The following is a 24,524-nucleotide window of genomic DNA, read 5'->3' as shown; positions in this document are numbered from 1 at the left end:
AGCACGCCCCGACCAAGCGACGGCAACAACCCCGAAGGAACGCACGATGCTGGACCTCATTCTTCGCAACGCCACCTTGCCCGACGGTCGGGCCGGGATCGACATCGGCATCGCGCATGGCCGCATCGCCGCGCTGCAAACGCATCTGCCGGCGCAGGCCGGACACGAAATCGATTGCGCCGGCCAGCTCGTCACCCCGCCCTTCGTCGACGCGCATTTCCACATGGACTCCACGCTCAGCCACGGCCTGCCGCGCGTGAACCAGAGCGGCACGCTGCTGGAGGGCATCGCGCTGTGGGGCGAGCTCAAGCCGCAACTGACGCAGGAGGCCCTGGTCGAGCGCGCGCTGGCGTATTGCGACTGGGCGGTGGCCAAGGGCCTGCTGGCGATCCGCTCCCACGTGGACGTGTGCGACGACCGCCTACTGGCGGTGGAGGCGCTGCTGCACGTGCGCGAGCGGGTCAAGCCCTACCTGGACCTGCAGCTCGTCGCCTTCCCGCAGGACGGCCTGCTGCGGGCGCCGCGCGCGCTGGCCAACCTCGAGCGCGCGCTCGACCTCGGGGTGGACGTGGTCGGCGGCATCCCGCACTTCGAGCGCACCGCGGAGCAGGGTGCCGAGTCGGTGCGCATGCTGTGCGCCATCGCCGCCCAGCGCGGGCTGATGGTGGACATGCACTGCGACGAAAGCGACGACCCGCTGTCGCGCCACATCGAGACCCTGGCCGCGCAGGCGCAGCGCCTGGGGCTGCAGGGGCGCGTCACCGGCTCGCATCTCACCTCCATGCACAGCATGGAAAACTATTACGTCAGCAAGCTGCTGCCGCTGCTGCGCGAGTCCGGCGTGGCAGCCATCGCCAACCCGCTGATCAACATCACCCTGCAGGGCCGGCACGACACCTACCCCAAGCGCCGCGGCATGACCCGCGTGCCCGAGCTGCTGGCCGCGGGCGTGCCGGTGGCCTTCGGCCACGACTGCGTGATGGACCCCTGGTACGGCCTGGGCTCGGGCGACATGCTGGAAGTCGCGCACATGGGCCTGCACGTGGCGCAGATGACCGGCCGGGACGCGATGCGGCAATGCTTCGAAGCCGTCACCACCACCCCGGCGCGCATCCTCGGCTTGGACGGCTACGGCCTGGAGCCCGGCTGCCGCGCCGATCTCGTGCTGCTGCAGGCGGCCGACCCGGTCGAGGCCATCCGCCTGCGGGCCAGCCGCCTGGCCGTGATCCGCGCCGGCAAGGTCATCGCCAGCGCCGCGCCCGCGACCACCACGCTGCGGCTGCCCGGGCGGCCGCAGACCGTGGACTTCACGCGGCCCTCGCAAGGCAGCTCCGGTCAAGCACCGAAATGATGCGTCGGGCAGGGTGAATCGGGAATGGATTTTGCTCGGGTTTTGTATACGATCCTTCAACTCCGGCATCCAAGACCGGCCACTTCCTGACACGGAGCAACACCCATGAGCAGCCCCGCAGCAAACCCCACGATGCCCGCGCTCGATCCCGGCATCGAAACCCGTGGCATCGAACGCGTGCCGCCGCACGACCGTAGCCACGTGCGCATTGTCGACAACTTCACCATGTGGCTGTCGGCCAACCTGGTTATCTCCACCGTGGCGCTCGGCGCCCTGGCCATCCCCGTGTTCGGCCTGGGCTTCTGGGACAGCCTGGGTGTCATCGTCGCCTTCAACATCCTGGGCGTGCTGCCGGTGGCGTTCTTCTCCACGCTAGGCCCCAAACTCGGCCTGCGGCAGATGACCATCTCGCGCTTTTCCTTCGGCTGGAACGGCGCCAAGGTCATGGCGCTGTTCAACGTCGCCGCGTGCATCGGCTGGTCGGCGGTGAACGTCATCGTCGGCGCGCAGATCATCACCGCCATCAGCGGCGGCGCCGTGCCCACCTGGGCCGCCATTCTCATCATCGCGGCGCTCACCACCGTGGTCAGCATCTACGGCTACCGCTACGTGCACCGCTACGAGCGCTTCGCCTGGATGCCCATGGCGGCCATCTTCCTCATCGTGCTGTTCGCCGCCGGCGGCCAGATGCACGCCCTGCCCACCCCGGTGTGGACCATGGCCCACGTGGCCGCGCTGGTGTCCTTCGGCGGCGCCATCTTCGGCTTCGCCACCGGCTGGAGCTCCTACGCCGCGGACTACAACGTGAACCAGCCCGAGGACACGGCGCCCTCGCGCGTGTTCTGGCTCACCTTCCTCGGCGTAGTCGTGCCCTGCGTGCTGCTGGAAACCCTGGGCCTGGGCCTGACCACGGTGACGGCCTTCGGCAAGGCCAGCGCCGACGGCGGCGGCGCGCTGCTCGCCGCGGTGCTGCAACCGCTGGGCGGCGCGGGCAAGATGCTGCTCCTGCTGCTGGCGCTGTCGGTCATTGCCAACAACATCCCCAACGACTACAGCCTGGGCCTGTCGATGCAGGTTCTGGGCAAGGGCTTCCAGAAGATCAACCGCGCGGTGTGGACCCTCATCGGCGCCATTGTTTACATCGCCATTGCCATTCCCGCGGCCGCGCACTTCAACGCCACGCTGGAGAACTTCCTGCTGCTGGTTGCCTACTGGCTGGGGCCGTGGGCCATCATCCTCATCCTCGAGCACGCCGTGTTCCGGCGCGGTCGCTACAACGTGGACGACTGGAACACCCGCAGCAAGCTCCCCGTGGGCTGGGCCGCCGCCATCGCCATGGCTGCCGGCCTGTTCGGCGTCTACCTGGGTGCGGCGCAGACCATGTTCGTCGGTCCCGTCGCCGGACTGTTCAACCCGCCCTACGGCATGGACATCGGCTTCGAACTTGGCGTGGTGGTCGCCGCCATCGTCTACCTCGTGCTGCGGCGTATCGAGCTGGGCGGCAGCGCACGCTGAGGCTTGCCGTGCCTTGCGAAGCACAGACCAATCCGCAAACAGGTAGCCCTAAATCCCCACGACGCTGCCCGTTTTCACCTGCACTGATGCGTTGCGACGTCATAGATGAGCTTTGGCAATGCAAGAAGGCCCCCTTGGCGTGGATCGCCGCAATCTGGTTTCCATGCCCTCTCAATGTTCGACCTCAACCTTTCGTTCAAGCGCTCGCTTTTATTCGGATCCGCGAACTCTGGCCCGTTTCCGACCTTGCTCGATGCATCCCTTACGGCCTTTTGGAGCACTGGATTCGAGCTCGACCAAAGGGGTATGGAGCCAGCCGGCGACGGAGCTACAGGGGGAGACGCAATAGCAGCAGAAGCCACGTCGCTCTCGGGCTGTGCGGTCTCAAGTATGGGAGTGGCGCCCCGTTGGGCAACGGGGTTTTTTGGGGCATCGGGTAATGTCACGAGTGGCGCCGCAGACCGAACTGGCTGGCGTGATCGCGACAAGCTGGATGTCTCTCGCGCTTTTGGTGAACCGGCTTGATCTTGTCCCGCAGGCGCCGTAATTTTCGCCGGCGAAGACTCGATCCGGCACGCGGCCTTGGCCGGCGGTGAGCGCCGATCGGTATCGAGGCGCACGTGAAAAAGCTGCTCCGCGCTTTGTGGTCGCGGCTTGGTTAGGGTGGGGAAAAACTGCCAGATCAGGAAGGCGTTGATGGCGGCCGACCCAATGACGCTCAACAACAACCGACCATGCCGCATTCGAGGCCAGGGTTCACGTTGTTGACGACGATTTGGGCTTGAAGTAGTAGCCGGAAAATGCAAGCCCTTGAACTCCATCGAACGTCACGCACCGCACCGTTTCCCCCATGCCAGCGAGGTTCGCCTGGGCAATCGCATCATGCTCAGAAACCGGCAGCAGAGGCACTCGGTACGTCTGTTTGGATCCCATCATCGACTTCATTTCGACCAGCAGAAAACCGTGTTCACCCACAGCGCGAACATCAGAAAACATGCTGAAGTCGCCATCAAGATTGGCGACATCGTATTCGCCGAGTAAGCGTTCCCACCCCGTATCGTTCTCGGTGGGTCCTAGCCTTTGGCCGGCAAGCAGTTGTATCGCGCCAATATGCGCAACCAGGATGTCCCGCCCCTGCAGGGTTTTCCGGGAAAAACCGACATCCGCAAGTTGCTTGAGATGAAGCGGAATGATGCCAAGCAGCGAATACGCAAGAGCGAACGTGCCGTCAGCACGGCGCTTCACATCAAACCTGCGTCCTGCAACGTGCGCACACAACCCCTTTCCTGTTGAAGTGATCGTCACGAGGCCAGCAAGGGTGGTGTAGCTGCCCGCATACGTGCGCATGTCATCCGCGGAAATTGGGGTTTCAGCCATAGGGGGCTTGGCCAGTTGCTGCGGACGGATGCCCGTCTTCACCTCGAGCGCCAGGGCCAGCGCTTCGGCGGCAACCCGGTCCACGACAGGCGTTGCCGTACTGGTATTGGCCAAAACGACGACCCCGAGTTTGTGCTCGGGCAGGACGTACAACTGGCTTCGGTGCAAGCGTGTGGCACCACCATGTCCCGCGACCTGCCCCACGTGCCGAAGAGCGGGATGGGTGGAGCCGAGAAACCAACCCAGGCCGATGCGGAAATCGAGATCCAGCGGAACGTGCTCATTTTGCGGACGCAGCATCTCGGCCATGGTCTGAGCCTGCAACACACAGCCGCCGCCGGACGCGCCCCCTGCAAAAACCATCGATATGAAGCGGCTCATATCCACGACATTGGAGTTGAGCCCTCCAGCGGGGACATCACGCAAGGGATACTCCACGATAGCCTTGCATCCAAGATAACCCTTGGCCATCGAAGCCGCGTTTGAATATCCCGTTTCAAACGCTGAATCGCGCATCTCCAAGGGGTTCAGCATTTCGCGACGCATGTGGTCTGCAAAAGGCGCACCCGCAATGTTCTGAATTGCCGCACCGAGCAATGAAATCCCCAGGTTGGAGTAGGCAAAAATCTCGTCTGGCGGGTAAGCCACATGCTCATGCCTGAGGTCCTTCACGAGATCCGCAAAGGGCTGGGGATGTGGGTGCATGAAACCTTTCAGGCGATCTCGCGGCAGCCCCGCGTGATGGGTCATCAGCTGGCGAGGCGTGATAGGTCTGACATGCGGCTGACGCGTCTTCATCTCGAATCCTGGCAAGCAGGCCAAGAGGGGGGCGCCTATGTCGAGTTTTCCGCTTTCGCTGAGTTGCATCGCCGCCATGGCGGTAAAGAGCTTGCTGATCGAGCCCACCCGATAAAGCGTTGTTTCCGATGCGGGAATCTTGCGCTTCAGATCCGCATAGCCAAAGCCTTGCGCCCAGACGATGCGCTGATCATCCACCAAGGCAATGCTGAGCCCTGCGACCCGATGCTTGACCATTTCATAGCGGATCAACGCGGTGATGTAAGCGCGTGCCGCCTCATGGTCGCCGCGTGCCGGACTCTGTGGGCGCTTTGGGGCGCTGACACAGCCGGCCAACTCCGCCAGCGGCAACGCCATGGGCACAAGCCCCAGCGCCTTGAGGAAGATTTTTCTTTGCATGATCCGTATGTGCATGCTCGACGTTGCGCGGCATGTTGGGCCGCAAGAAAAAATCAGTGCGGGTTTCAGGAATTTGGCCGTTCGACCTCCAGTCTAGGCACTGACGGTACGTCACGCATGGAGCGTACGTGCCAATGCAAAACCGTGGCGGCTTGTGTAGCGAGCCATGCCGAGCACCGCCTCCCCATGGGGATGGACGAAGGCCACATCATGGGTGGCCAGCAAGGTCAACCGTGATGAAAATATCCCTGGATTCGCGGTACGAAGAGCTTGCGCGCCCGGAAGTCGGCCGCAATCGCCCCGACTGCATGACCAGCAGCGGACTTGCCGCTTCCGTGCGCCAGAGACAGACGCCATGAGCCTGTCGGGGCAGTTGGTCAAGGCCAGTGCGAGAACACTCGCAGCGGATCACTTGAGGTTGAACTCGGCGCTCATCACGCCTGGATTCGCCCCGGTCTTCTCGCCGGGGATGGTGATCAAGAATTTGCCGGCGACCGCATCCTGGCCCGCAACCCAAGTCTTGTCGTCGAAGCTGACCCAGCGCTTGTAGATGTAGATGCCCTTCTTCAGGGTCACGGTCATCGATGCTTTTGCGGTTTTCTCCAGCAAGGTGCCTTCGACCGACGCATCAACGGGCAAAGGGGTATTGGCAGGAAGGAACAGCACGTATTCCTTGTGGGCTGGAGCCTGCTCGCCAAAGCGAACAACCGGCAACTTGGCCATTGAATCAGCGCTTGGCAGGACCAGCCCGGCGCAACCGGACAGAGACAAGGTGGCTGCCGCGGCAGTCATTGCAAAGGCGTGGAAGGTCAGCTTCATGATGAGGTCCGGTTTGGTTTCGGGTTGACAACAGGGAGAAACAGGTTTCATGCGGGCTTGGCCCGCCTGGGTGCAGCGGGCGCGGCTGGAGTTGGTGCGTCACTCAGAACCATCAACGCATGCAGTTGCGCGATGTAGGCCGTTAGCGCTTTGCGGCCCACAGGCGTCAGACTAAACACGGTTTGCGCCCGCCCCGTGGCTGCTGGTTCCTTGCGCGCCTTGACATAGCCCACATCGATGAACTTGGCCATGTGGGAGTCAAGATTGCCGTCGGTCGCCCCGATTGCCTGTTTCAGTTCGGAGAACGACGCCTCTCCGCGCGCAGCCAGGAAGGCCGCGATCTGGGTACGCAGCGGCTGATGCAACAGGGGATCGAATTGAGGGAGTTGTACGCTCATGGAAGACCCAGTGTGGGATTGGTTGCGTGGAATGCGGCATGCACCAGCAAGTCGGCGGACTGGCCGCTGATCCTCACCTGAATATGGTCGATGTTCAGGCGCAATTGCCCGTCCCCGAGGCTTTGCCAGGGTTGCCCTGGCAATCGGTAGCGGCCATCCGGCTGTCCGTCCCGCAGTGAGAGGAGGATTGGCTCATCGACCGTGATGGGTAGGAACGCGGACGGACTCGCGGACAGCAGCGGGCTATCGAGATCCAGCCGAATGGCGACCAAGGTTCCTGCTGGCAGGACGACCGTCTGCTCACCCGGCCCGGGATGCAAGGCGCTGATGGGAACGGGGCTCGCGGCAGGCGCCGACGCCAGACTCGGCGCGGCGGAGATCAGCAGTGCAGGCACCGTGACAGCGACAAGCCAAAGGCCAAGGGCGGCCACCCGTACGGCCAACCCGCCGCCGTCGGTGGACAGTCCGAGTTTTCCGGCGAGTGGCAAGCCGATGGCAAAACAGGACGCGGCCAGCCAGCGTGTGGTGGGCAGGGGCAGGCCTGAGACCAGTCCAGCGATACCCAGAAGAATGGTGGCGATGCCGATCCACTCGATCAACGACCGTGAAAAAAGGCCGAAGAGATAAGTGCCCATGCCCAACAGAACGATCCACATGGCATAGATCATGAGACCGCCGCCGTAGAAGAAGAAGGCAACCGAACCCAGGACGCCCAAACCGAGCAACAACCACCAGGCACGGGTGATTTGAGCCTGGGCGAAGGGCACGGTTTCGTCCCGGATCCGGCGTGCGCGTCGGGTCAAACCATGATCGAGCAGGGCTGCCGAGCCGAGCCAGAAGGACAGCCACATCAGGACGGCCAGAGCCCGTAACTTGCTGCTTGGAATCCATTGCGAGGTCAACACCGACTCCGTCATCGCGCACAGCAAACCCCCGGTGAGGCCCCAGATCAACAAGGTGTGACGCTCCAGATGCACGCTACGCTGACCGGCCACGAGCATGGACTGGATGGATTGAAGTCGAATCTCAGCTTCTTGCATGGCGACACGTTTAACTCTGATTTGCAGAGCTTAAACTCTGCAAATCAGAGTGTCAAGACGGCACTGCGCAATCAGATGCACCTCATTCGTTCAGCATGCAGCAGAGTCGGTCAGCGGCTTACCGCTTGCGTTGACCTCGTCAAACCTCCCCTATCCACGCCTGAGTCAATCCAAGAAAATCCCCATATCGTTCACAGCAGGGTCGCCTTGCCATAGCGAACAGCCTTGAAAACACAGGAAAGCTCAATCATGCTTGAACCCTATTTCCCCAAGTGGCGCCTGAAGACCCACGGCGTCATCGCGCCCGACGAGCGCATGCCCGCGCCGCAGACCCTGGCCATGGGCCTGCAACACGTGGTGGCCATGTTCGGCTCCACGGTGTTCGCGCCGCTGCTCATGGGCTTCTCGCCCAACATCGCCATCCTGATGAGCGGCGTGGGCACGCTGATCTTTTTCCTCGTCGTCGGCGGACGGGTGCCCAGCTATCTGGGCTCCTCGTTCTCGTTCATCGGCGTGGTCATCGCCGCCACCGGCTACGCCGGCTCGGGCGCCAACGCCAACATCGGCGTGGCGCTGGGCGGCATCGTCGCCTGCGGCGTGGTGTACGCGCTCATCGGGCTGGTGGTCATGGGCGTCGGCGTGCGCTGGATCGAGCGCCTGATGCCGCCCGTGGTCACCGGCTCGGTGGTCGCCGTCATCGGCCTGAACCTGGCGCCCATCGCCATCAAGTCGCACGGCGCCACCAGCTTCGACGACTGGATGGCCGTGGTCACCTTCGTCAGCGTCAGCCTGGTCGCGGTGTACACGCGCGGCATGGTGCAGCGCCTGCTCATCCTGGTGGGCCTGCTCATCGCCAGCGTGGTGTACGCGGTGCTGGCCAACGGCTTCGGCCTCGGCCCGGCGATGGACTTCGCCGGCGTGGCCAATGCCGCGTGGTTCGGCATGCCGCAGTTCACCGCGCCGGTGTTCGAGCCCCGCGCCATCGGGCTCATCGTGCCGGTGGTGGTGATTCTGGTGGCCGAGAACCTCGGCCACATCAAGGCCGTCACCGCGATGACCGGGCAGAACCTCGACCGCTACATGGGCCGCGCCTTCCTGGGCGACGGGCTGGCCACCATCGTGTCCGGCGCGTCCGGCGGCACCGGGGTGACCACCTACGCCGAGAACATCGGCGTCATGGCCGCGACCAAGATCTACTCCACGCTCATCTTCGCCACCGCGGCGGTCATCGCCATCGTGCTCGGCTTCAGCCCCAAGTTCGGCGCGCTCATCCACCTCATTCCCCTGCCCGTGCTGCGCGGCGTGGCCATCGTCATCTTCGGCCTCATCGCCGTGTCGGGCGCGCGCATCTGGGTGGACAACAAGGTGGACTTCTCCGACAGCCGCAACCTCATCATCGTCGCCATCACGCTGATGCTGGGCACCGCCGACTTCACCCTCCGGTTCGGCGACTTCGCCCTCGGCGGCATCGGCACCGCCACCTTCGGCGCCATCCTGCTGTACGCCCTGCTCGGGCCCAAGGGCGGCCATGCGGCGCGCGACCCGGGCAAGGTGCTCGACGCCGTGCAGTAAGCGCGGCCCGACATGCGGACGGCGGTCCGCCGGTCGTCAGTCCGCCAGCGTCACGCCCGGCCGGGGCAGGCTGGCGCTGCTGCGTAGCAATTCCCCCGCTGCGGCTTCCAGGCGTGCCACGCCGAGTTCGCTCCGAACGGCGTCGAGCCACGCGCGCAGCACGTCCACGTCGCCCATCGCGCGGTGCCGCGCCAGGGTCTGCAGGCCATGGCGGCGCATGATGGCGTCGAGCCCATGGCCCGGGGCCGAGGGATAGAGCCGGCGCGACAGCCGCACGGTGCACAGCGTCTTCACCCGAAGGTCCACACCCTCGCGCGCGGCGGCGTTCTTCAGGAAACTGTGGTCGAAGCGCGCGTTGTGCGCCACCAGCACGGCGCCGTCCAGCAGGCCGAGCAATTCGGGCAGCACGGCAGCGAAGGACGGCGCGCCGGCCACCATCGCGTCGGTGATGCCGGTGAGCCGCCGAATGAAGGCGGGAATAGGCTGCCCCGGTTGAACCAGCCGGCTCCAGCGCGCCACTTCGCGCCCGCCCTCGAAGCGCACCGCCGCCACCTCGGTGATGCGGTCGTGCAGGGGATTGCTCCCGGTGGTTTCCAGATCGAGCAGGACGTAGCAGGGCAGCATGGGGGGATTGTGCGGCAGAGGCCCGCACCCGCCGCCTTGCGCGGCCCACAGCCGCCGCGACAGGATCTCAGCGCCCCGACACCACCGCGGCAAGCAAGCCCAGCGCAACCAGGCCCGCGGCCAGCCAGGCCCAGGCCTGCCGGCGCAGGGTGCCGCTCAGGCCGTCGGGCGGCAGGGTGGAGAGCAGGAAAATGCGCCGCCCCGTTGGCTTGCGCAGCACATGGGTCTGCGGCCGCGCGGCCTGCTCGCGGCGCGCCTGCTCCACCTGCGCCTTGGCGTCGGCGCGCAACTGCGCGAACTCGGCGGCGTCGAGCTCGCCGTCGCGGTTGGTGTCGAAGGCGGCGCGCTGGCGCGGGTCGGTCTTCAAGGCGATGACACGTTCGCGCAGGTCGTCCTGCGGCGAGGCCTGCAGCGGGTCCAGGCTCTCGAACTGGCCGAGGGCGTAGAGCCTGTCGCCCGGCAAAATCAGTTCCTCGGTGTAGCGGTGCTCGGCGTCGCCGGACCACAGCGCCGCGCCAGGCGACTCGGGCACGAACTGCGGCGCGGCCCCGACCCAGGTGCGTTTGTCGCGTGCGCGCACCTCGGCGCCTTCGGGGTCGACGATGCAGCGCCCGCTGCCGTCGTCGAGCCAGAACTGGGCGTCGCTCACGCCCTGCTGCTCGACCTCCCAGCCCGAATTGCCGCCCTCGCCCTTGCACCGTTCGACGCGGAAGCGGTACCAGGCGCAGAGCGATCCGGTGAGCGGCGCGCGCAGCGGCACGTCGGGCGGCAGCGCCTGGCCGATGAGTTCCACATAGCCCTGCGCCGCCGAACGGATGCGCGCGGTGGGCATGTCTTCCATCAGCCGCCGACGCCGCTGCAGGCGGAAGAACTGCACCCCGCCGACAGCCGCGACGGCCAGCAGCACGACGATGCCTTCCGGGTTGTGCTGCAGCCAGCGCACCAAGGCGGTCACCGCGAAAGCGCGAATTCAGGCGCCCGAGCCGGCCTGACCGAACAGGGCCTTGAGGTCAACGTCGGCCTTCTCGGCGTCGACCACCTTGAACAGGATGGTCGGCAGGAAGCCGAACAGCCGCGCCACCAGCACGTCGGGGAACTGTTCGATGCGCACGTTGCTGGCGTTGACGGCGGCGTTGTAGTACTCGCGCCGGTCGGCGATGCTTTCCTCCAGGCCGCTGATGCGCGCCTGCAGGTGGGCGAACGCCTCGTTGGTCTTGAGGTCCGGATAGGCCTCGGCCACCGCGAACAAGCGCGCCAGGCCGCTGCGCATTTCGCCCTCGGCGCGGCCCAGCGCGCCCACGTTGTGGTCCTGCCGCGCGTCCTGCACCTGCTGGCGCGCGCGCACCACGCGCGCGAGGGTTTCCTGCTCGAAATGCATGGACTGGCGGCACACCTCCACCAGCTTGGGCAGCTCGTCGTGGCGCTGCTTGAGCAGCACGTCGATGTTCGACCAGGCCTGCGCCACGGCGTGCTTGAGCCCGACGAGGTTGTTGTAGATCATCACCCCGTAGAACAGCAAGGCAACGAGCAGGGCGATCAGGACAGCGAGGAACATGGCGGAATCCGGCAGAGCGCGCGCAAATGCGCAGACGTAACCAATCCTAACAAGACCGGGCCGCGTCTCGGCACGGTGCGCCGTGCCCGCCGCGGGTGGCCTCCTACAATGCGCGCTTTGCCCCCACACCACCTGCCATGAGCCTCAAATGCGGCATCGTGGGACTGCCCAACGTGGGCAAGTCCACGCTCTTCAACGCGCTGACCCAAAGCGCCATCCCCGCCGAGAACTATCCCTTCTGCACCATCGAGCCCAATGTGGGCGTGGTCGAGGTGCCTGATCCGCGTTTGCAGCAGCTCGCCGCCATCGTCAAGCCGCAGCGCGTGCTGCCGGCCGTGGTGGAGTTCGTCGACATCGCCGGGCTGGTGGCCGGCGCCAGCCAGGGCGAAGGCCTGGGCAACCAGTTCCTCGCCCACATCCGCGAAACCGACGCCATCGTCAACGTCGTGCGCTGCTTCGAGGACGAGAACGTGATCCACGTCGCAGGTCATGTCGACCCGCTGGCCGACATCGGCGTCATCCAGACCGAGCTGTGCCTGGCCGACCTCGGCACCGTGGAGAAGTCCATCCACCGCCTGAACAAGCAGGGCCGCGCCGGCGACAAGGAGGCGCTCAAGGCCGTCGAGGTGCTGCAGCGTTGCGAGAAGGCGCTGAACGAGGCCATCCCGGTGCGCGCGATGGGCCTGACGGACGACGAGATGGCGCTGGTCAAGCCGCTGTGCCTGATCACCGCCAAGCCGGCCATGTTCGTCGGCAACGTGATGGAAGACGGCTTCGAGCACAATCCCCACCTCGACCGCCTGCGCGAGTACGCGGCGAAGGAGAACGCGCCCGTGGTCGCCATCTGCGCCAAGCTGGAAAGCGAGCTGGCCGGCATGTCGGCCGAGGAGAAGCAGGAGTTCCTCGCCGAGCTGGGCCAGGACGAACCCGGCCTGCACCGGCTCATCCGCGCCGGCTACAAGCTGCTGGGCCTGCAGACCTACTTCACCGCCGGGGTGAAGGAAGTGCGCGCCTGGACCATTCCCATCGGCGCCACCGCGCCGCAGGCCGCCGGCGTCATCCACACCGACTTCGAGCGCGGCTTCATCCGCGCCCAGACCATCGCCTTCGACGACTTCATCCAGTACGGCGGCGAGCAGGGCGCCAAGGACGCGGGCAAGATGCGCGCCGAGGGCAAGGACTATGTGGTGAAAGACGGCGACGTACTGAACTTCCTGTTCAACGTCTGAGCCCCTGGCTGGCGGCGTCTCAGCCGCCCACGGTCAGCGCCAGGGTGCCCACCCCTTCGACACCACCCTCCAGGCGGTCGCCACGTTGCACCGCGCCCACCCCGGCCGGGGTGCCGGTGAAGATCAGGTCGCCGCGCTCCAGGCGGAACAGACGCGACAGATGCGCAATCACCTCAGGGAGATTCCAGATCATCGCCGAGATGTCGGCCTGCTGCCGCGTCTCGGCGTTCACGTCCAGCCAGATCTTGCCGGTCGCCGGGTGGCCGATGCGGCTCGCCGGCACCAGGGCGGAGCAGGGCGCGGCGTGGTCGAACGCCTTGCCCACCTCCCAGGGCCGGCCCAGCTTCTTGGCCTGCGCCTGCAGGTCGCGCCGCGTCATGTCCAGGCCCACCGCGTAGCCGTACACATGTTCCAGCGCCATCTCCACCGGAATGTCGGCGCCGCCGCGGCCGATGGCGGCCACCAGCTCGATCTCGTGCTGCACGTCGGACGACCCCGGCGGGTAGGGGAACACACTGCCGGCGGGCAGCAGGCTGTCCGCCGGCTTCATGAAGAAAAAGGGCGGCTCGCGCGCGGGATCGTGGCCCATCTCGCGCGCATGCTCGGCGTAGTTGCGGCCCACGCAATACACCCGGCGCACCGGGAATCGCCCGCCACCCTCGATCGCCAGGCTGGGCACCTCGGGCGCAAATACATAGGGTTCGGCGGACTGTGTGGACATGGCGCATCTCCTGATGGGTTCCCGCAACAGGGCGGGCGGCGGCAAAGGCGCAAGCTTAGGCAAACCCGCCATTGGGCGCCATGACCCAGGGCAAGCGCCAGCAGGAAACGGCTGGGCCGCGTAGCATGTCCGGCTCGCTTTCACCGAACCCGTCATCATGAATCCAGGCGTCGTCTACGCCCTGGGCGCCTACACCCTGTGGGGCCTTTTTCCGCTGTATTTCAAGCTGCTGCACGCGGTGCCCGCGATGCAGATCCTGGCGCACCGCATGGTGTGGTCGCTGCTGCTGGTGCTGGGCATTCTCATCGTGCTGCGGCGCTGGAGCTGGATGAAGCTGCTGCGCGAGCAGCCCGCCGTGCTGGCCCGCTTCGCCGGCAGCGCCCTGCTGCTGGCGACGAACTGGTTCACCTACATCTGGTCGGTGAACCACGGCCACGTGGTCGAGGCCAGCCTGGGCTATTACATCAACCCGCTGATGAACGTGGCGCTGGGCACGGTGCTGCTGCACGAACGCCTGCGTCCCGCGCAATGGGCGGCGGTGGGCGTGGCGGCCCTCGGCGTGGTCTGGATGACCACCGAGGTGGGCCACGTGCCCTGGATCGCGCTGGTGCTGGCGTTCAGCTTCGCCGGCTACAGCCTGCTGCGCAAGACCGCGCCGCTGGGCTCGCTCGAGGGACTGGCGGTGGAAACCGCGGTGCTGTTTCCGCTGGCGCTGGCCTATCTGGGCTGGGAAAGCGCGCAGGGTCACAATGTGTTCGCCGCCAGCGGCTGGGACATGCGCTGGCTGCTGGTGGCCGCCGGGCCGGTGACCACCATTCCGCTGCTGCTGTTCGCCGCCGGCGCGCGGCGCATTCCGTTCTCGCTGCTGGGCATCCTGCAATACCTCACCCCCACGGTGTTGCTGATTCTCGGGGTGTGGCTCTACCACGAGCCTTTCGGCGCCAACCGGGCGATTGGTTTCGGCCTGGTGTGGGCCGGCATCGGCCTTTATCTGGCCGAAGGCCTGTTCAAGCTGGGCACGCGCCGCGCCGCGGCCTGAAGCGGGTTCAGCGCGCGCCGCGCATGCAAGCCAGGACGCTCGCGGCCACCGCCGCGGCCAGGACGGACGCGTAATCCAGCATGGCCCCATCGCGCAGCAAGCCGCTGCCCACCAGGGCGAGGTGGACGAGCAACGCCGCCAGCGCGGCCCAGGCCACCTGGCGGCGCAGCCGCCCGACGCAAGGCCGCAGCACGCGCTTGCTCGCCGCGCCGATGGCGCCGCCCACCAGCAGCGGCATGACGCTGGTGTTCGCCAGCCACGCGAGCAAGAGGCTCAGCATGGGCCACGCATCCGGGCAGCATGGACGCAGCCGGGCCGCGTCGAGTCCGTGGAGGGCGAAAAAATGATCATGGTCAGTGTTGGAACCAGGGTTTGGACGCCACATATGCTGGGGCATTGATCTGTGTCAGCCGCAGAAGACGGTGCGCGTTCGTAAAATAGCCAACTCACCATGTTATTAGCCGCCGTCGGAGTCAACCATCAGACCGCGCCACTCGATGTGCGCGAGCGTCTGGCTTTTTCAGCCGACAGCCTGAAGGAAGCCCTGCGCACGCTGCGCGACAGCCTGCTGTCGCACCGCCCCAGCGGCGACGGTCCGGTCGAGGCGGCCATCCTCTCCACCTGCAACCGCACCGAAATCTATTGCGCCACCTCGGCCGACCCGCGCGAGGCGCTGGTGCACTGGCTGGCGCAGTCGCGCGCGCTGAGCGAGGGCGAGCTGTCCAGTCACAGCTACCGCCTGGTGCAGGACGACACCGTGCGCCACGCCTTCCGCGTCGCCAGCGGGCTGGATTCCATGGTGCTGGGCGAGCCGCAGATCCTCGGCCAGATGAAAGACGCCGTGCGCGCCGCCGCCGACACCGGCACCCTGGGCAGCACGCTGGGTCAGATGTTCCAGCGCACCTTCGCCGTGGCCAAGGAAGTGCGCAGCACCACCGAAATCGGCGCCCACTCCGTGAGCATGGCCGCCGCCAGCGTGAAGCTGGCCGAGACCGTGTTCGAGAACCTGGCCGACTGCCGCGTGCTGTTCATCGGCGCCGGCGACATGATCGAGCTCGTCGCCACCCACTTCGCCGCGCGCAAGCCGCGCCACATGGCCATCGCCAACCGCACGCTGGAGCGCGGCGCGCGCCTGGCACAGCAGTTCGGCGGCGAGGCCATGCGCCTGGCCGACGTGCCGCAGCGCCTGGCCGAGTTCGACGTGGTCATCACCTCCACCGCCAGCACCCTGCCCATCATCGGCCTGGGCGCCGCCGAGCGCATGGTCAAGCAGCGCCGGCACAAGCCCGTGGTCATGGTGGACCTCGCCGTGCCGCGCGACATCGAGGCCGAAGTCGGCGAGCTGGCCGACGTCTACCTCTATTCGGTGGACGATCTCACCGAACTCGTGCGCACCAACAGCGAGAAGCGCCAGGCCGCCGTGGAGCAGGCCGAGTCCATCATCGAGTCCCGCGTGCAGGGCTTCCTGCAGTGGATGGACAGCCGCGAGCAAGTCCCCCTCATCCTGCAGTTGCAGGAACAAAGCCGCCAGTGGCAGAACGCCGAGCTGGAGCGCGCGCGCCGCATGCTGGCGCGCGGCGAGTCGCCCGAGGCGGTGATGGACATGCTGGCGCGCAATCTGTCGCAGAAGTTCATGCACAACGCCTACGCCGCCATGCACCACACCGACCCCGACCACCGGGAGCAGGTGGCGCGCGCGGTGCAGCGCCTGTTCCTCACGCCGCACCGCGGCTGCGGCGACTCCAACAACAACTAGCTGGCCTCGCGGCGCGCGCCGGGGCCGCCGCGCCCGGGCGGCGCGCCGCGCGCCCGCACGCCAGCCATTCCCACGCCGATGAAACCCTCCCTGCGTGACAAGCTCGACGCCATGCTGCGCCGCATGGACGAGATCGACGCCCTGCTCGGCACGCCCGAAACCGGCGCCGACCCCGCGCGTCTGCGCGCCCTGGGCAGCGAGCGCGCCGAACTCGCCCCGCTCACCGCGCTCTACGCCCAACTGCTGCAGGCCGAGCGCGAGCTGGCCGAGGCCCGCGCCCTGCTGGCCGACCCCGACATGCGCACCCTGGCGCAGGACGAGGTGGAGGCCACGCAGCAGCGCATCGCCACGCTGGAGGCCGAGCTGCAACGCGCCCTGCTGCCGCGCGACCCGGACGACCGCAAGCCCGCCTTCGTCGAAGTGCGCGCCGGCACCGGCGGCGAGGAATCCGCCCTGTTCGCCGCCGACCTGCTGCGCATGTACACCCGCTACGCCGAGCGGCGCGGCTGGCGCACCGAGGTGGTGAGCCACACCGACAGCGACCTCGGCGGCGTGAAGGAAGCCGTGCTGCGCGTGAGCGGCGACGGCGTGTACGGCCGGCTCAAGTTCGAGTCCGGCGGCCACCGCGTGCAGCGCGTGCCCGCCACCGAATCGCAAGGGCGCATCCACACCAGCGCCGCCACCGTGGCGGTGATGCCCGAGCCGGACGAACAAGCCGCCATCGCCATCAACCCGGCCGAGCTGCGCATCGACACCTTCCGCGCCTCCGGCGCCGGCGGCCAGCACATCAACAAGACCGACTCCGCCGTGCGCGTCACCCACCTGCCCACCGGCCTGGTGGTGGAATGCCAGGACGACCGCTCCCAGCACCGCAACAAGGCCCAGGCACTCTCGGTGCTCGCCGCCCGCCTGGAACAGCGCCAGCGCGACGAAGCCCACGCCCGCGAAGCTGCGCAGCGCAAGAGCCTGGTCGGCAGCGGCGACCGCTCCGACCGCATCCGCACCTACAACGTGCCGCAGGGCCGCGTCACCGACCACCGCATCAACCTCACCCTGTACAAAATCGACGCCATCCTCGCCGGCGACCTCGACGAACTCCTCGACGCCCTGCATGCCGAGCATCAGGCGGAGTTGTTGACCGCGTTGGGGGAGGGGTAAGCGAGGATCAAACGACTGCGTTCGGATTGGCCCGGCAAGATGGGGGCTTCGAGCCCTATGCGGCCCCCGCACGCGAACAAAAAAATGGGCACCTCGCGGTGCCCAGGGGAGTGTTGATGGTGCGTTTACAGCGCGCGCACGGAGCGGCGCTCCCAGTCTTGCAGCATGTGCTCGAGTTCGTACAGGCTGGTGGCGCGCACGGCCAGGCGCATCACGTCTTGCGCGGTGTCGTCGCTGCTGCCGAACAGATAGTTGAAAAGGCTTCTCAGGATGTTCATGGTTTTGGATCTCGGGTTCTTCCACCTAGGGAATACCCTAATGCTACGTCCTTCGCCTCGTTGCTGCATTGCACCACGAAGCCTGGGGGCATCGGCCTGGCGGCGCGGAGGTGGCGACCCCGTGCAGCCCGGGGTGCCGAGGAACGTCAGACGGTGATGACGCAGGCGGGCTGGTAGGCGGGGTTCTCGAACACGAGGGCGCCCATGCTGGGCACTTCGCCCCGGTTGCGCGGGTAGCCGCGCGGGTTGGCGACGACGCGGCAGCCGTTGAGGCCGTAGTCGAAGCTGTCGTGCACATGGCCGTGCAGCCAGAGGGGGACGCCGCGCACGAGCTCGCCGAGGTCGCTGACGAAAGCGGCGTTGATCGGGTTTGCGCTGTAGCGGGGGTGGACGGACAGCAGGCTGGGACCGTGGTGGGTGACGACCACGGTCTTGCCGGCATGCGGCAGCGCGAGTTGCTCCTGCAGCCAGGCACGCGAACGCAGGTGTTCCTGCAAGGCCATCTCGGGGGTGAACAGGCCGTCGTCGACAAGGATGCGGCGGTGGTCGTTGAGGCTGATGCCGGCGAGGTCCATCAGCTCGCGCTGGCCGAGTGCGCAGGGGTAGCGGTAGTCGGTCCACAGCGTGCTGCCAAGGAAGCGCACGCCGCCGAGCACCACGGCGCTGTTGTCGAGGACATGCACGGCGGTGCCCCGGGCGGCGTCGCGCAGGGCGTGGCGCGTGGCCATCCAGTCGCGGCCGTAGAACTCGTGGTTGCCGGCGACGTAGACCACGGGCACCGGCCAGTTGGCGAACAGCGTGGTGGCCAGCCGGCCGTTGCCGATGTCGCCAGCTAGCACGAGCACGTCGGCGCCGGGCGCGGGCGCAAGCGTGGTTTCGCCGGGAAACAACTGGGCGAGAAACTCCAGGTGGAGGTCGGAGGCAAGCTGGATGCGCATGGCGCGAGCATAGGCTGGCGCGGAAATGGGGTCGAAGCATTGCGCCGCAAGGAGCGCAATAAACCAGCCCTATGCACGGGCCACTCTGTGCTTCTCACCGCATGGGGATGCGGTGAGTTTTGTATGGGTTCCTTCCTTCGCCAGGCCGGGCGCTTGCTTTGCGCGGCGGGCGCGGCCTCGCGCCGCCGGCGGCGCGCAAAAAAAAAGCGCGGTGTTTCCACCGCGCCTAAAACCACTTCGTACTTCCGTCTCCACCATTCCAGGTTGCCCTGGCGGCAAAAACGGTGCACGTTCTTGGTATTCGTTCTTCAAGGACGCGTTGCTTGCGCATGTGCAGCCTTGCATACGAGTCGTTAGCGAAAGCGTAGTCGCGCTTCGTGCCGCTGTTCAGGCGAACGGACGGCACGACTGCGGAAAATCGCCAAAAGCGGGAATATTTCACGCGCCACGCAATGCGTGTGGCCAACATCGCGCCGTGGCGTGTTGAAAATTCGCAACGGCGGCCTGATGCTTGGGCTGCGCTCGATGGCCTTGGCGCCATGCGCGATGCGCGACCACACGGCGCAAGAATCGGGGCGGCGAACGCCTCGCTCAGGCGATGATGAACACGCCCTTGTCCTTGCCCGCGGCGACTTCCGCGGCCAGCCACTTGGGCATCTTGCCGCGGCCCGACCAGGTCGCGCCCGAAACGGGGTGGCGATATTTGGGCGCCACGGTGGAGCCCTTCGCGGCCGACTTGCGGCCCGAGCCCATGCCCAGATCGTCGACCGTCAGGTTGTATTCAAGCATCTGGGCGCGAATCTGCTGAACAACACCGGCGATTTCAGCCTTGCGCTGGGCTTCTGCCTGTTGCATCAATGCGGCGATTTTCGCCGACAGTTCTTTATACGAGGTCATTGTTTTTTCCTTGCGTCAATGTTGAATAATCCATTTAGGGCCGGAGATCTTTGACACAACCGGGGCGCTGTCAACGGCCTGGCCACTTGCCACGCCGCAGCGACCGGCTCCCACCTTAGATCCAATACTGTTCAGATACGTAGGATTGGTGTTGGCTGATGGTGTTGATGGAGTACCTCTCCGCGATGTCGGAGGTTGTAGTTGCTCATTTTGCGTTTGACGCCGCGCGGGTTGGTCCGACCTCGGCTGCTCACGCAGCGACCGCGGGCGATTTCCTCGAACAAGGCGTCGCGCCAGCAAGGCAGTCGCTCAGGGGGGAATGGCCGCGGCCTGCGGCATTTTTCGCTTGATCACTCGCACTGCGTGGGTGAAGCTCAAGCGATCCGGATCGAGTCCGCGTGGCCAGGCGGCTTGCGCCATGATTTGGCGAATCGCGAAGTGCGCCAGAAGCAGTCCCCAAAGTTCCTGCCTCACCAGTTCCGGTGTCTTGCTTCGCAGGACGGTGCTGTTGGCTCGCAGGTGCGTCTTGAATTCGGCGAAGACGCTCTCGACTTCCCAGCGTTCGTGGTAGAGCGCCGCCAGCTCGAGCGCCGGAGCATCCTCGGGATCCAGGATGTTGGTGACCAATCGGTAGCTGTCCTGTGTTGGCGTGGCGGAGTTGGTCAACAGGTACTCGACGATCCGAATCGTTTGCCCGACGCGCTCGCTCCTGCGATCGTCGCTGTCGAACACCGTACTGAGATAGGAGCCGTCCGGCAGCGCTTTTTCAATCGGCAGTTTGCTCGTAGACGGCACTCGCCATGCCAGTTTGGCACCGGTGGCGCACGCGATCTGCCAGAGCTTGAATCCGTAGAAGCCGCGGTCGGCAAGCACGAGCATGTTTGCTGTCAACTTCTGGGGCAGCAGTCGGCTCGCCATGACGCGTTCGCTCTGGCTGTAGGGGCCGATGTCGGCGGCCACAACGGCGTGGGTGCCGCACTCGACCAAGCCCAGCAGCCGGGCCTGTGGAAAGGCGCTCTGTCCGCGTGTGGCACTCGGGTAGCCGAAGTAAGAGGCGTTGGCCGCCTCGTCCGCCACGTCCATGCCGCTGCCATCCAAAGCCATCACGCGCAGCCCGCGATACCAAGCTCCAGGTGCCCCGGGCGCTGCAAGCGGCCGCAACACCCGATCAGCCAGTTGATGCATGACCTCGGCACCGAGCCGCGTGCGCGCCTGCGAAATCGCCGACTTGCTGGCCTGGACTGCACCAGCCCGGCTATCGCCGAGCCATTGCAGGCCCTCGCAAACGACGCGCAGAACCTCCTCCAGCGGCGCCTCCCGCCACAGCGCCAACGCCATCACGTAGTACACCACCGCCGGCGCTGGAAGAAGACGCTCGCGCTGGCTTGCTCGGCCTGTCTCGCTTAGCACCTCCTCGATCAGCGCCCGCGGACAAACGCTGGCCAAAACCCCCGCGCTGATCAGGTGTGCCACGTCAACCTGGGCCGGTAACGCCTTGCGTGTCCTGGCCATGCCTCATCCTCATCGACACCTCGATGAGGATGAATTATGACTGATTGCCTGCTATCTGAACAGTATTGACCTTAGATCTACAGCACATTCCACGCGATACGGCAGTGCGAGCCCGTTCTGTCGGCATGCGTGAATGCATGGCACGATTAAGGCTGTTAACTTAATCCGATGCGCCACATTGCCTATTATATTGGGCACCGGACACAATACCACGCGCATTCGAGTGACGAATCCAGCGCTCAGGCCCATGCAAGGGCTTTGCGATTCGATTAAAAATCCGGACCACCCATTTATTTCCACCTTCCCATTCCCCCTCGGCACCTGCATGCAAACCTCCGAATGGCTGCGTCATTGCGGCCTGGCTCGTGTGGATGGGCTGGCGCTGCTGCGCGACGTGGCAGGGCTGTCGCACGCCGCCTTGCTGGCCCATCCGGAAACCCCCTTGGCGGCGGAGACGCTGCAGCGCCTGGAAACGCGGGCCGAGCGCCTGCGCGCGGGCGAACCCCTGGCTTACGTGCTGGGCTGGCGCGAGTTCTTCGGTCTGCGCTTCGCGGTGAGTCCGGCGGTGCTGGTGCCGCGGCCGGAAACCGAGCTGCTGGTGGATTTCGCGCTGGACCGCATCGCACCGGAACGCGGCGCCGCCGTGCTGGACCTGGGCACCGGCAGCGGGGCGATCGCCGTGGCCGTGGCCCACGCGCGCCCGCACGCCGCGGTGTGGGCGGTGGACGCCAGCGCCGAGGCCTTGGCCGAGGCGGCGCGCAACGCCCAAGCCTTGCTGCCCGCCGACCGCGCGGGCGGCGCGCCGCGGCTGTTTCTGGGCGACTGGTACGCGGCGCTGCCCGCGGACGCGCCGCGCTTCGACCTGATCCTGAGCAACCCCCCTTATGTGGCGCAGGCGGACCCGCACCTGGAGGCGTTGGCGCACGAGCCGCGGCTGGCCCTGGTGGGCAGCCGCGCCAGCGCGGACGGCCTGGCGGACATCCGGCGCATCGTCGCCGAGGCGCCGGCGCATCTGGCGCCGGGCGGCTGGCTGGCCATCGAGCATGGCTACGACCAGGCCGAGGCGGTGCGGGCGCTGCTGCGCGACGCGGGGCTGGCCGAGGCGCGCAGCCTGCCCGACTTGGCCGGCATCGCGCGTGTGACGGCTGGCTGCCTGCGCGCCTGAGCCGAGAGGCGGCGCAGGCGGGAAAGCGCGCAGACATGCAGGGGCGAAGCCGCGCCGGCCTGTCCGCAAACCCTGCGCCAGCCGCAGGCACAGGGTCCGGGGCTTGACCCCCCGCGCGCCGCCGGGATCACCCCAAACCTACAATTGGCGGTTCGGCGATTCGATCCGCGCAAACCCTGTACCCGAGGTTCCCATGTCCGACGTCACGCAACGCATCGACCAGCTCGTCAAGTCCAACGACGTGGTGCTGTTCATGAAAGGCACGCCGCAGTTTCCGCAATGCGGCTTCTCCGGCCGCGCCACGCAGATCCTGAAGGCCTGCGGCGTGGACCAGTTCACCAGCGTGAACGTGCTGGAGGACGAGGAGATCCGCCAGGGCATCAAGCAGTACGCCAACTGGCCGACCATTCCCCAGCTGTACGTGAAAGGCGAATTCGTCGGCGGCTCGGACATCATGATGGAGATGTACGAGAGCGGCGAACTCAAGCAGCTGCTCGGCAAGGCCTGAACCCGGACGCCGCGTGCGCCTCATCGTCGGCATCACCGGCGCCACCGGCGCCGTCTACGGCGTGCGCCTGCTGGAGCATCTGCGCCGCCTGGGCGGTGTGCACACGCATCTGGTGGTGAGCGCGGCGGGCTGGCTCAGCGTCAAGGCCGAGCTGGACCTGTCGCGGCGCGAGGTGGAGCTTCTCGCCGACGAGACGCATCCGATCGGCGACGTCGCGGCCAGCATCGCCAGCGGCTCGTTCCGCACCGACGGCATGGTGGTGGCGCCGTGCTCGATGAAGTCGCTGGCGGCCATCGCCATCGGCCTGTCGGACAACCTGCTCACCCGTGCCGCCGACGTGTGCCTGAAGGAGCGCCGCCGCCTGGTGCTGCTGGCGCGCGAGGCGCCGCTGAACCTGGCCCACCTGCGCAACATGACCGCCGTGGCGGAAATGGGCGGCACCATTTTCCCGCCGCTGCCGGCGTTCTACCAGCGCCCGCAAAGCGTCACCGAGATGGTGGACCACACCCTGGGCCGGGTGCTGGAGCAGTTCGGCATTGCCCACGATCTGGCGCCACCATGGCAGGGCTGGCCGGCAGCCGACGCAAGCACCGCCGCCTGAGCCCGGCGCCGCCTGCCAGCGTGCCGCCCGCATCCCGCCTGCGCCGACTCGCAGCCTGCATGCCGCTCCTCGGCGGCCTGGCCGCGGCGCCGGCCTGGGCGCAGACCCCGCCGCTGGGGGGCGAATTCCAGATCGCCCCGTTCAATGCGCCGGCGCTGCCTTCGCCGCGCCGCCTGGGCCAGGGGCTGTCATGGTCGGGGCACCTGGACAGCGAAGCGGTGGCCGTCACGGCCGGCGGCCTGCGCCGCCAGGCCGCCAGCGACGCACTGCTGCAGCTGGGCGGCAGCCTGGACACCGGCAAAGCCGGGCTGTGGCCCGCAGGCAAGCTGGACTTCAGCCTCATGGGTCTGGCGACCCAAGGCAACCTGCCGGCGCAGACCGGGGCGGTGCAAACCACCAGCAACGACTGGGCCGCCAACTTCCTGCGCGTCTACCAGCTCAGCTACCGGCAGGATCTTGGCCCCGGCTTCGTGCGTGCGGGCATCATGGACGTGAACTATTACTTCGCCACCGTGGGCCTGGCCGGACAGCTGCTCAACGCCTCGTTCGGCCCGGTGCCCACACTGACCGGCAATGCCGACATCGCCACCTTCCCCACGCCCGGGCTGGGGCTGATGGGCGGCGCCGCGCTGGGCGATGGCTATGCGGCACAGGCCGGCGTGTGGCAGGCCAATCCGCCAAGCTTTTCGCACGTCGCGTCCAGCGGCGCCCTCACCCTGCTGGAAGGCAGCAAGGGCGTGGGCACGATGGCGGACGGCCAGCCGCGCCAGCTGTTCAAGCTGGGGCTGTGGCATATGCGGCAGAACGACCCGCTGCTGGGGCCGTCCACCGGCGGGGTCTACGCCATCGCCGAAACCCGCTGGAACGTGCAGGCCGGGCCGCGCTACGGCGCTTTCCTGCAACTGGGCGCGAGCGACGGCGAGGCCGACCCGGTACCGCGCTACCTGGGCCTCGGCCTGCGCGTGGAACGGCCTTTCGCCGGCCGGCCGCAAGACAGCCTGAGCCTGGGCCTGGCCCGCGCCAGCCTGCGCGGCCAAGCCCACGCCGAAACCGTGCTGGAACTCGGCTACGCCTACAAGCTGGCCGAGGGTTTGTACCTGCAACCCGATGTGCAGCGCATCTGGCACGCCGCCGGCGACGGCCCGGCCGCCACCGTGCTGACGCTGCGCGCCCACATCGAGTACTGACGCGGGGGCGCGGGGGCGCGCGGACGCCGCGCGGGCCTTGGCGAGGACCCAAATTTGTGCAAAACATCACAAATCCTGCCACGAATC

24 protein-coding genes are annotated in these 24,524 nt (G+C 66.8%); 11 read left to right on the top strand and 13 right to left on the bottom strand.

The window, feature by feature from the left end; all coding sequences use genetic code 11:
* Positions 1 to 46: 46 nt before the first annotated feature.
* Both THIARS_RS03745 and THIARS_RS03740 read left to right on the top strand, forming a co-directional pair.
* Entirely contained in the window at positions 47 to 1,351 is a 1,305-nt protein-coding gene (locus tag THIARS_RS03745; RefSeq protein WP_094159533.1) for an amidohydrolase family protein, read from the top strand.
* A 105-nt stretch (positions 1,352 to 1,456) separates the two neighbouring features.
* Complete coding sequence (locus THIARS_RS03740) at positions 1,457 to 2,866, top strand: purine-cytosine permease family protein (protein WP_094159532.1); 1,410 nt, start codon at positions 1,457 to 1,459, stop codon at positions 2,864 to 2,866.
* Positions 2,867 to 3,622: 756 nt separating this feature from the next.
* Here THIARS_RS03740 and THIARS_RS03735 read toward each other — a convergent pair.
* The 4 genes from THIARS_RS03735 to THIARS_RS03720 form a co-directional block, all read right to left on the bottom strand.
* A complete protein-coding gene (locus tag THIARS_RS03735) occupies positions 3,623 to 5,440 on the bottom strand; it encodes a serine hydrolase domain-containing protein (protein ID WP_186436560.1) in 1,818 nt (605 codons plus the stop codon).
* Between the two features lie 408 nt (positions 5,441 to 5,848).
* Positions 5,849 to 6,259 carry a hypothetical protein gene (locus THIARS_RS03730; protein ID WP_094159530.1) on the bottom strand — a complete coding sequence of 137 codons (411 nt, stop codon included), beginning with the start codon at positions 6,257 to 6,259 and terminating at the stop codon, positions 5,849 to 5,851.
* A gap of 47 nt (positions 6,260 to 6,306) precedes the next feature.
* Positions 6,307 to 6,624, bottom strand: a complete 318-nt coding sequence (locus THIARS_RS03725) for a transcriptional regulator (RefSeq protein ID WP_222423026.1) — start codon at positions 6,622 to 6,624, stop codon at positions 6,307 to 6,309.
* 29 nt (positions 6,625 to 6,653) lie between these two features.
* Positions 6,654 to 7,697, bottom strand: coding sequence for a hypothetical protein (locus THIARS_RS03720; protein ID WP_141202330.1), 1,044 nt, complete (start codon positions 7,695 to 7,697; stop codon positions 6,654 to 6,656).
* A gap of 249 nt (positions 7,698 to 7,946) precedes the next feature.
* On the opposite strand from THIARS_RS03720, the gene THIARS_RS03715 reads away from it, so the two are divergent.
* Entirely contained in the window at positions 7,947 to 9,269 is a 1,323-nt protein-coding gene (locus THIARS_RS03715; protein WP_094159527.1) for a solute carrier family 23 protein, read from the top strand.
* A 36-nt stretch (positions 9,270 to 9,305) separates the two neighbouring features.
* Here THIARS_RS03715 and THIARS_RS03710 read toward each other — a convergent pair whose 3' ends face one another.
* From THIARS_RS03710 to THIARS_RS03700, 3 genes are all read right to left on the bottom strand, one after another.
* On the bottom strand, positions 9,306 to 9,893 hold the full coding sequence (locus THIARS_RS03710; protein WP_094159526.1) for a 3'-5' exonuclease: 588 nt from the start codon (positions 9,891 to 9,893) through the stop codon (positions 9,306 to 9,308).
* A 67-nt stretch (positions 9,894 to 9,960) separates the two neighbouring features.
* Positions 9,961 to 10,848: an E3 ubiquitin ligase family protein gene (locus THIARS_RS03705; protein WP_245845478.1), complete on the bottom strand. Its 888-nt coding sequence runs from the start codon at positions 10,846 to 10,848 to the stop codon at positions 9,961 to 9,963.
* 15 nt (positions 10,849 to 10,863) lie between these two features.
* Positions 10,864 to 11,448 (bottom strand): LemA family protein, encoded by a 585-nt coding sequence (locus tag THIARS_RS03700; protein WP_094159525.1) that lies wholly within the window; start codon positions 11,446 to 11,448, stop codon positions 10,864 to 10,866.
* Positions 11,449 to 11,585: 137 nt separating this feature from the next.
* On the opposite strand from THIARS_RS03700, the gene ychF reads away from it, so the two are divergent.
* A complete protein-coding gene (ychF, locus tag THIARS_RS03695) occupies positions 11,586 to 12,677 on the top strand; it encodes a redox-regulated ATPase YchF (RefSeq protein WP_094159524.1) in 1,092 nt (363 codons plus the stop codon).
* Positions 12,678 to 12,696: 19 nt separating this feature from the next.
* Here ychF and THIARS_RS03690 read toward each other — a convergent pair whose 3' ends face one another.
* Positions 12,697 to 13,398, bottom strand: a complete 702-nt coding sequence (locus THIARS_RS03690; protein ID WP_094159523.1) for a fumarylacetoacetate hydrolase family protein — start codon at positions 13,396 to 13,398, stop codon at positions 12,697 to 12,699.
* 157 nt (positions 13,399 to 13,555) lie between these two features.
* Here THIARS_RS03690 and rarD point away from each other — a divergent pair, with 157 nt between their 5' ends.
* Positions 13,556 to 14,437, top strand: a complete 882-nt coding sequence (gene rarD, locus THIARS_RS03685; protein ID WP_094159522.1) for an EamA family transporter RarD — start codon at positions 13,556 to 13,558, stop codon at positions 14,435 to 14,437.
* A 7-nt stretch (positions 14,438 to 14,444) separates the two neighbouring features.
* Here the strand turns inward: rarD and THIARS_RS03680 are convergent, their stop codons facing one another.
* Complete coding sequence (locus THIARS_RS03680) at positions 14,445 to 14,717, bottom strand: hypothetical protein (protein WP_094159521.1); 273 nt, start codon at positions 14,715 to 14,717, stop codon at positions 14,445 to 14,447.
* Positions 14,718 to 14,888: 171 nt separating this feature from the next.
* Here THIARS_RS03680 and hemA point away from each other — a divergent pair, with 171 nt between their 5' ends.
* Both hemA and prfA read left to right on the top strand, forming a co-directional pair.
* Complete coding sequence (hemA, locus tag THIARS_RS03675; RefSeq protein WP_094159520.1) at positions 14,889 to 16,193, top strand: glutamyl-tRNA reductase; 1,305 nt, start codon at positions 14,889 to 14,891, stop codon at positions 16,191 to 16,193.
* A gap of 78 nt (positions 16,194 to 16,271) precedes the next feature.
* Complete coding sequence (gene prfA, locus THIARS_RS03670) at positions 16,272 to 17,351, top strand: peptide chain release factor 1 (protein WP_094159519.1); 1,080 nt, start codon at positions 16,272 to 16,274, stop codon at positions 17,349 to 17,351.
* A 125-nt stretch (positions 17,352 to 17,476) separates the two neighbouring features.
* Here prfA and THIARS_RS18535 read toward each other — a convergent pair whose 3' ends face one another.
* From THIARS_RS18535 to THIARS_RS03655, 4 genes are all read right to left on the bottom strand, one after another.
* Positions 17,477 to 17,629, bottom strand: a complete 153-nt coding sequence (locus tag THIARS_RS18535; protein WP_186436559.1) for a hypothetical protein — start codon at positions 17,627 to 17,629, stop codon at positions 17,477 to 17,479.
* A 146-nt stretch (positions 17,630 to 17,775) separates the two neighbouring features.
* Positions 17,776 to 18,567 carry a metallophosphoesterase gene (locus THIARS_RS03665; RefSeq protein ID WP_094159518.1) on the bottom strand — a complete coding sequence of 264 codons (792 nt, stop codon included), beginning with the start codon at positions 18,565 to 18,567 and terminating at the stop codon, positions 17,776 to 17,778.
* Positions 18,568 to 19,158: 591 nt separating this feature from the next.
* Complete coding sequence (locus THIARS_RS03660) at positions 19,159 to 19,464, bottom strand: H-NS histone family protein (protein WP_094159517.1); 306 nt, start codon at positions 19,462 to 19,464, stop codon at positions 19,159 to 19,161.
* A gap of 309 nt (positions 19,465 to 19,773) precedes the next feature.
* A complete protein-coding gene (locus tag THIARS_RS03655; protein ID WP_094159105.1) occupies positions 19,774 to 20,976 on the bottom strand; it encodes an IS4 family transposase in 1,203 nt (400 codons plus the stop codon).
* A 325-nt stretch (positions 20,977 to 21,301) separates the two neighbouring features.
* On the opposite strand from THIARS_RS03655, the gene prmC reads away from it, so the two are divergent.
* The 4 genes from prmC (at position 21,302) to THIARS_RS03635 (ending at position 24,437) form a co-directional block, all read left to right on the top strand.
* Entirely contained in the window at positions 21,302 to 22,141 is an 840-nt protein-coding gene (gene prmC / locus THIARS_RS03650) for a peptide chain release factor N(5)-glutamine methyltransferase (RefSeq protein WP_094159516.1), read from the top strand.
* A 193-nt stretch (positions 22,142 to 22,334) separates the two neighbouring features.
* Complete coding sequence (gene grxD, locus THIARS_RS03645; RefSeq protein WP_094159515.1) at positions 22,335 to 22,649, top strand: Grx4 family monothiol glutaredoxin; 315 nt, start codon at positions 22,335 to 22,337, stop codon at positions 22,647 to 22,649.
* Positions 22,650 to 22,662: 13 nt separating this feature from the next.
* Positions 22,663 to 23,250 carry a UbiX family flavin prenyltransferase gene (locus tag THIARS_RS03640; RefSeq protein WP_094159514.1) on the top strand — a complete coding sequence of 196 codons (588 nt, stop codon included), beginning with the start codon at positions 22,663 to 22,665 and terminating at the stop codon, positions 23,248 to 23,250.
* A complete protein-coding gene (locus THIARS_RS03635; protein ID WP_245845477.1) occupies positions 23,208 to 24,437 on the top strand; it encodes a carbohydrate porin in 1,230 nt (409 codons plus the stop codon). Before THIARS_RS03640 ends, THIARS_RS03635 begins: the two co-directional genes overlap by 43 nt.
* Positions 24,438 to 24,524 lie beyond the last annotated feature (87 nt).

The sequence above is a fragment of the Thiomonas delicata genome (assembly GCF_900088825.1).
Taxonomy (GTDB): Bacteria; Pseudomonadota; Gammaproteobacteria; order Burkholderiales; family Burkholderiaceae_C; genus Thiomonas_A; species Thiomonas_A delicata.
The sequence above is the reverse complement of the archived record's forward strand: the minus strand, read 5'-3'. Positions and strand labels throughout refer to the sequence as shown.

What these genes read in the sequence shown, in the direction of transcription:
- THIARS_RS03635 (WP_245845477.1), top strand. Translation starts at nt 23,208, where the DNA reads ATGGCAGGGCTGGCCGGCAGCCGACGCAAGCACCGCCGCCTGAGCCCG.
- prmC (WP_094159516.1), top strand. Translation starts at nt 21,302, where the DNA reads ATGCAAACCTCCGAATGGCTGCGTCATTGCGGCCTGGCTCGTGTGGAT.
- THIARS_RS03730 (WP_094159530.1), bottom strand. Translation starts at nt 6,259, where the DNA reads ATGAAGCTGACCTTCCACGCCTTTGCAATGACTGCCGCGGCAGCCACC.
- THIARS_RS03665 (WP_094159518.1), bottom strand. Translation starts at nt 18,567, where the DNA reads ATGCGCATCCAGCTTGCCTCCGACCTCCACCTGGAGTTTCTCGCCCAG.
- hemA (WP_094159520.1), top strand. Translation starts at nt 14,889, where the DNA reads ATGTTATTAGCCGCCGTCGGAGTCAACCATCAGACCGCGCCACTCGAT.
- THIARS_RS03655 (WP_094159105.1), bottom strand. Translation starts at nt 20,976, where the DNA reads ATGGCCAGGACACGCAAGGCGTTACCGGCCCAGGTTGACGTGGCACAC.
- THIARS_RS03715 (WP_094159527.1), top strand. Translation starts at nt 7,947, where the DNA reads ATGCTTGAACCCTATTTCCCCAAGTGGCGCCTGAAGACCCACGGCGTC.
- ychF (WP_094159524.1), top strand. Translation starts at nt 11,586, where the DNA reads ATGAGCCTCAAATGCGGCATCGTGGGACTGCCCAACGTGGGCAAGTCC.
- THIARS_RS03710 (WP_094159526.1), bottom strand. Translation starts at nt 9,893, where the DNA reads ATGCTGCCCTGCTACGTCCTGCTCGATCTGGAAACCACCGGGAGCAAT.
- THIARS_RS03740 (WP_094159532.1), top strand. Translation starts at nt 1,457, where the DNA reads ATGAGCAGCCCCGCAGCAAACCCCACGATGCCCGCGCTCGATCCCGGC.
- THIARS_RS03745 (WP_094159533.1), top strand. Translation starts at nt 47, where the DNA reads ATGCTGGACCTCATTCTTCGCAACGCCACCTTGCCCGACGGTCGGGCC.
- THIARS_RS18535 (WP_186436559.1), bottom strand. Translation starts at nt 17,629, where the DNA reads ATGAACATCCTGAGAAGCCTTTTCAACTATCTGTTCGGCAGCAGCGAC.
- THIARS_RS03735 (WP_186436560.1), bottom strand. Translation starts at nt 5,440, where the DNA reads ATGCAAAGAAAAATCTTCCTCAAGGCGCTGGGGCTTGTGCCCATGGCG.
- THIARS_RS03700 (WP_094159525.1), bottom strand. Translation starts at nt 11,448, where the DNA reads ATGTTCCTCGCTGTCCTGATCGCCCTGCTCGTTGCCTTGCTGTTCTAC.
- grxD (WP_094159515.1), top strand. Translation starts at nt 22,335, where the DNA reads ATGTCCGACGTCACGCAACGCATCGACCAGCTCGTCAAGTCCAACGAC.
- THIARS_RS03680 (WP_094159521.1), bottom strand. Translation starts at nt 14,717, where the DNA reads ATGCTGAGCCTCTTGCTCGCGTGGCTGGCGAACACCAGCGTCATGCCG.
- THIARS_RS03720 (WP_141202330.1), bottom strand. Translation starts at nt 7,697, where the DNA reads ATGCAAGAAGCTGAGATTCGACTTCAATCCATCCAGTCCATGCTCGTG.
- THIARS_RS03690 (WP_094159523.1), bottom strand. Translation starts at nt 13,398, where the DNA reads ATGTCCACACAGTCCGCCGAACCCTATGTATTTGCGCCCGAGGTGCCC.
- prfA (WP_094159519.1), top strand. Translation starts at nt 16,272, where the DNA reads ATGAAACCCTCCCTGCGTGACAAGCTCGACGCCATGCTGCGCCGCATG.
- THIARS_RS03660 (WP_094159517.1), bottom strand. Translation starts at nt 19,464, where the DNA reads ATGACCTCGTATAAAGAACTGTCGGCGAAAATCGCCGCATTGATGCAA.
- rarD (WP_094159522.1), top strand. Translation starts at nt 13,556, where the DNA reads ATGAATCCAGGCGTCGTCTACGCCCTGGGCGCCTACACCCTGTGGGGC.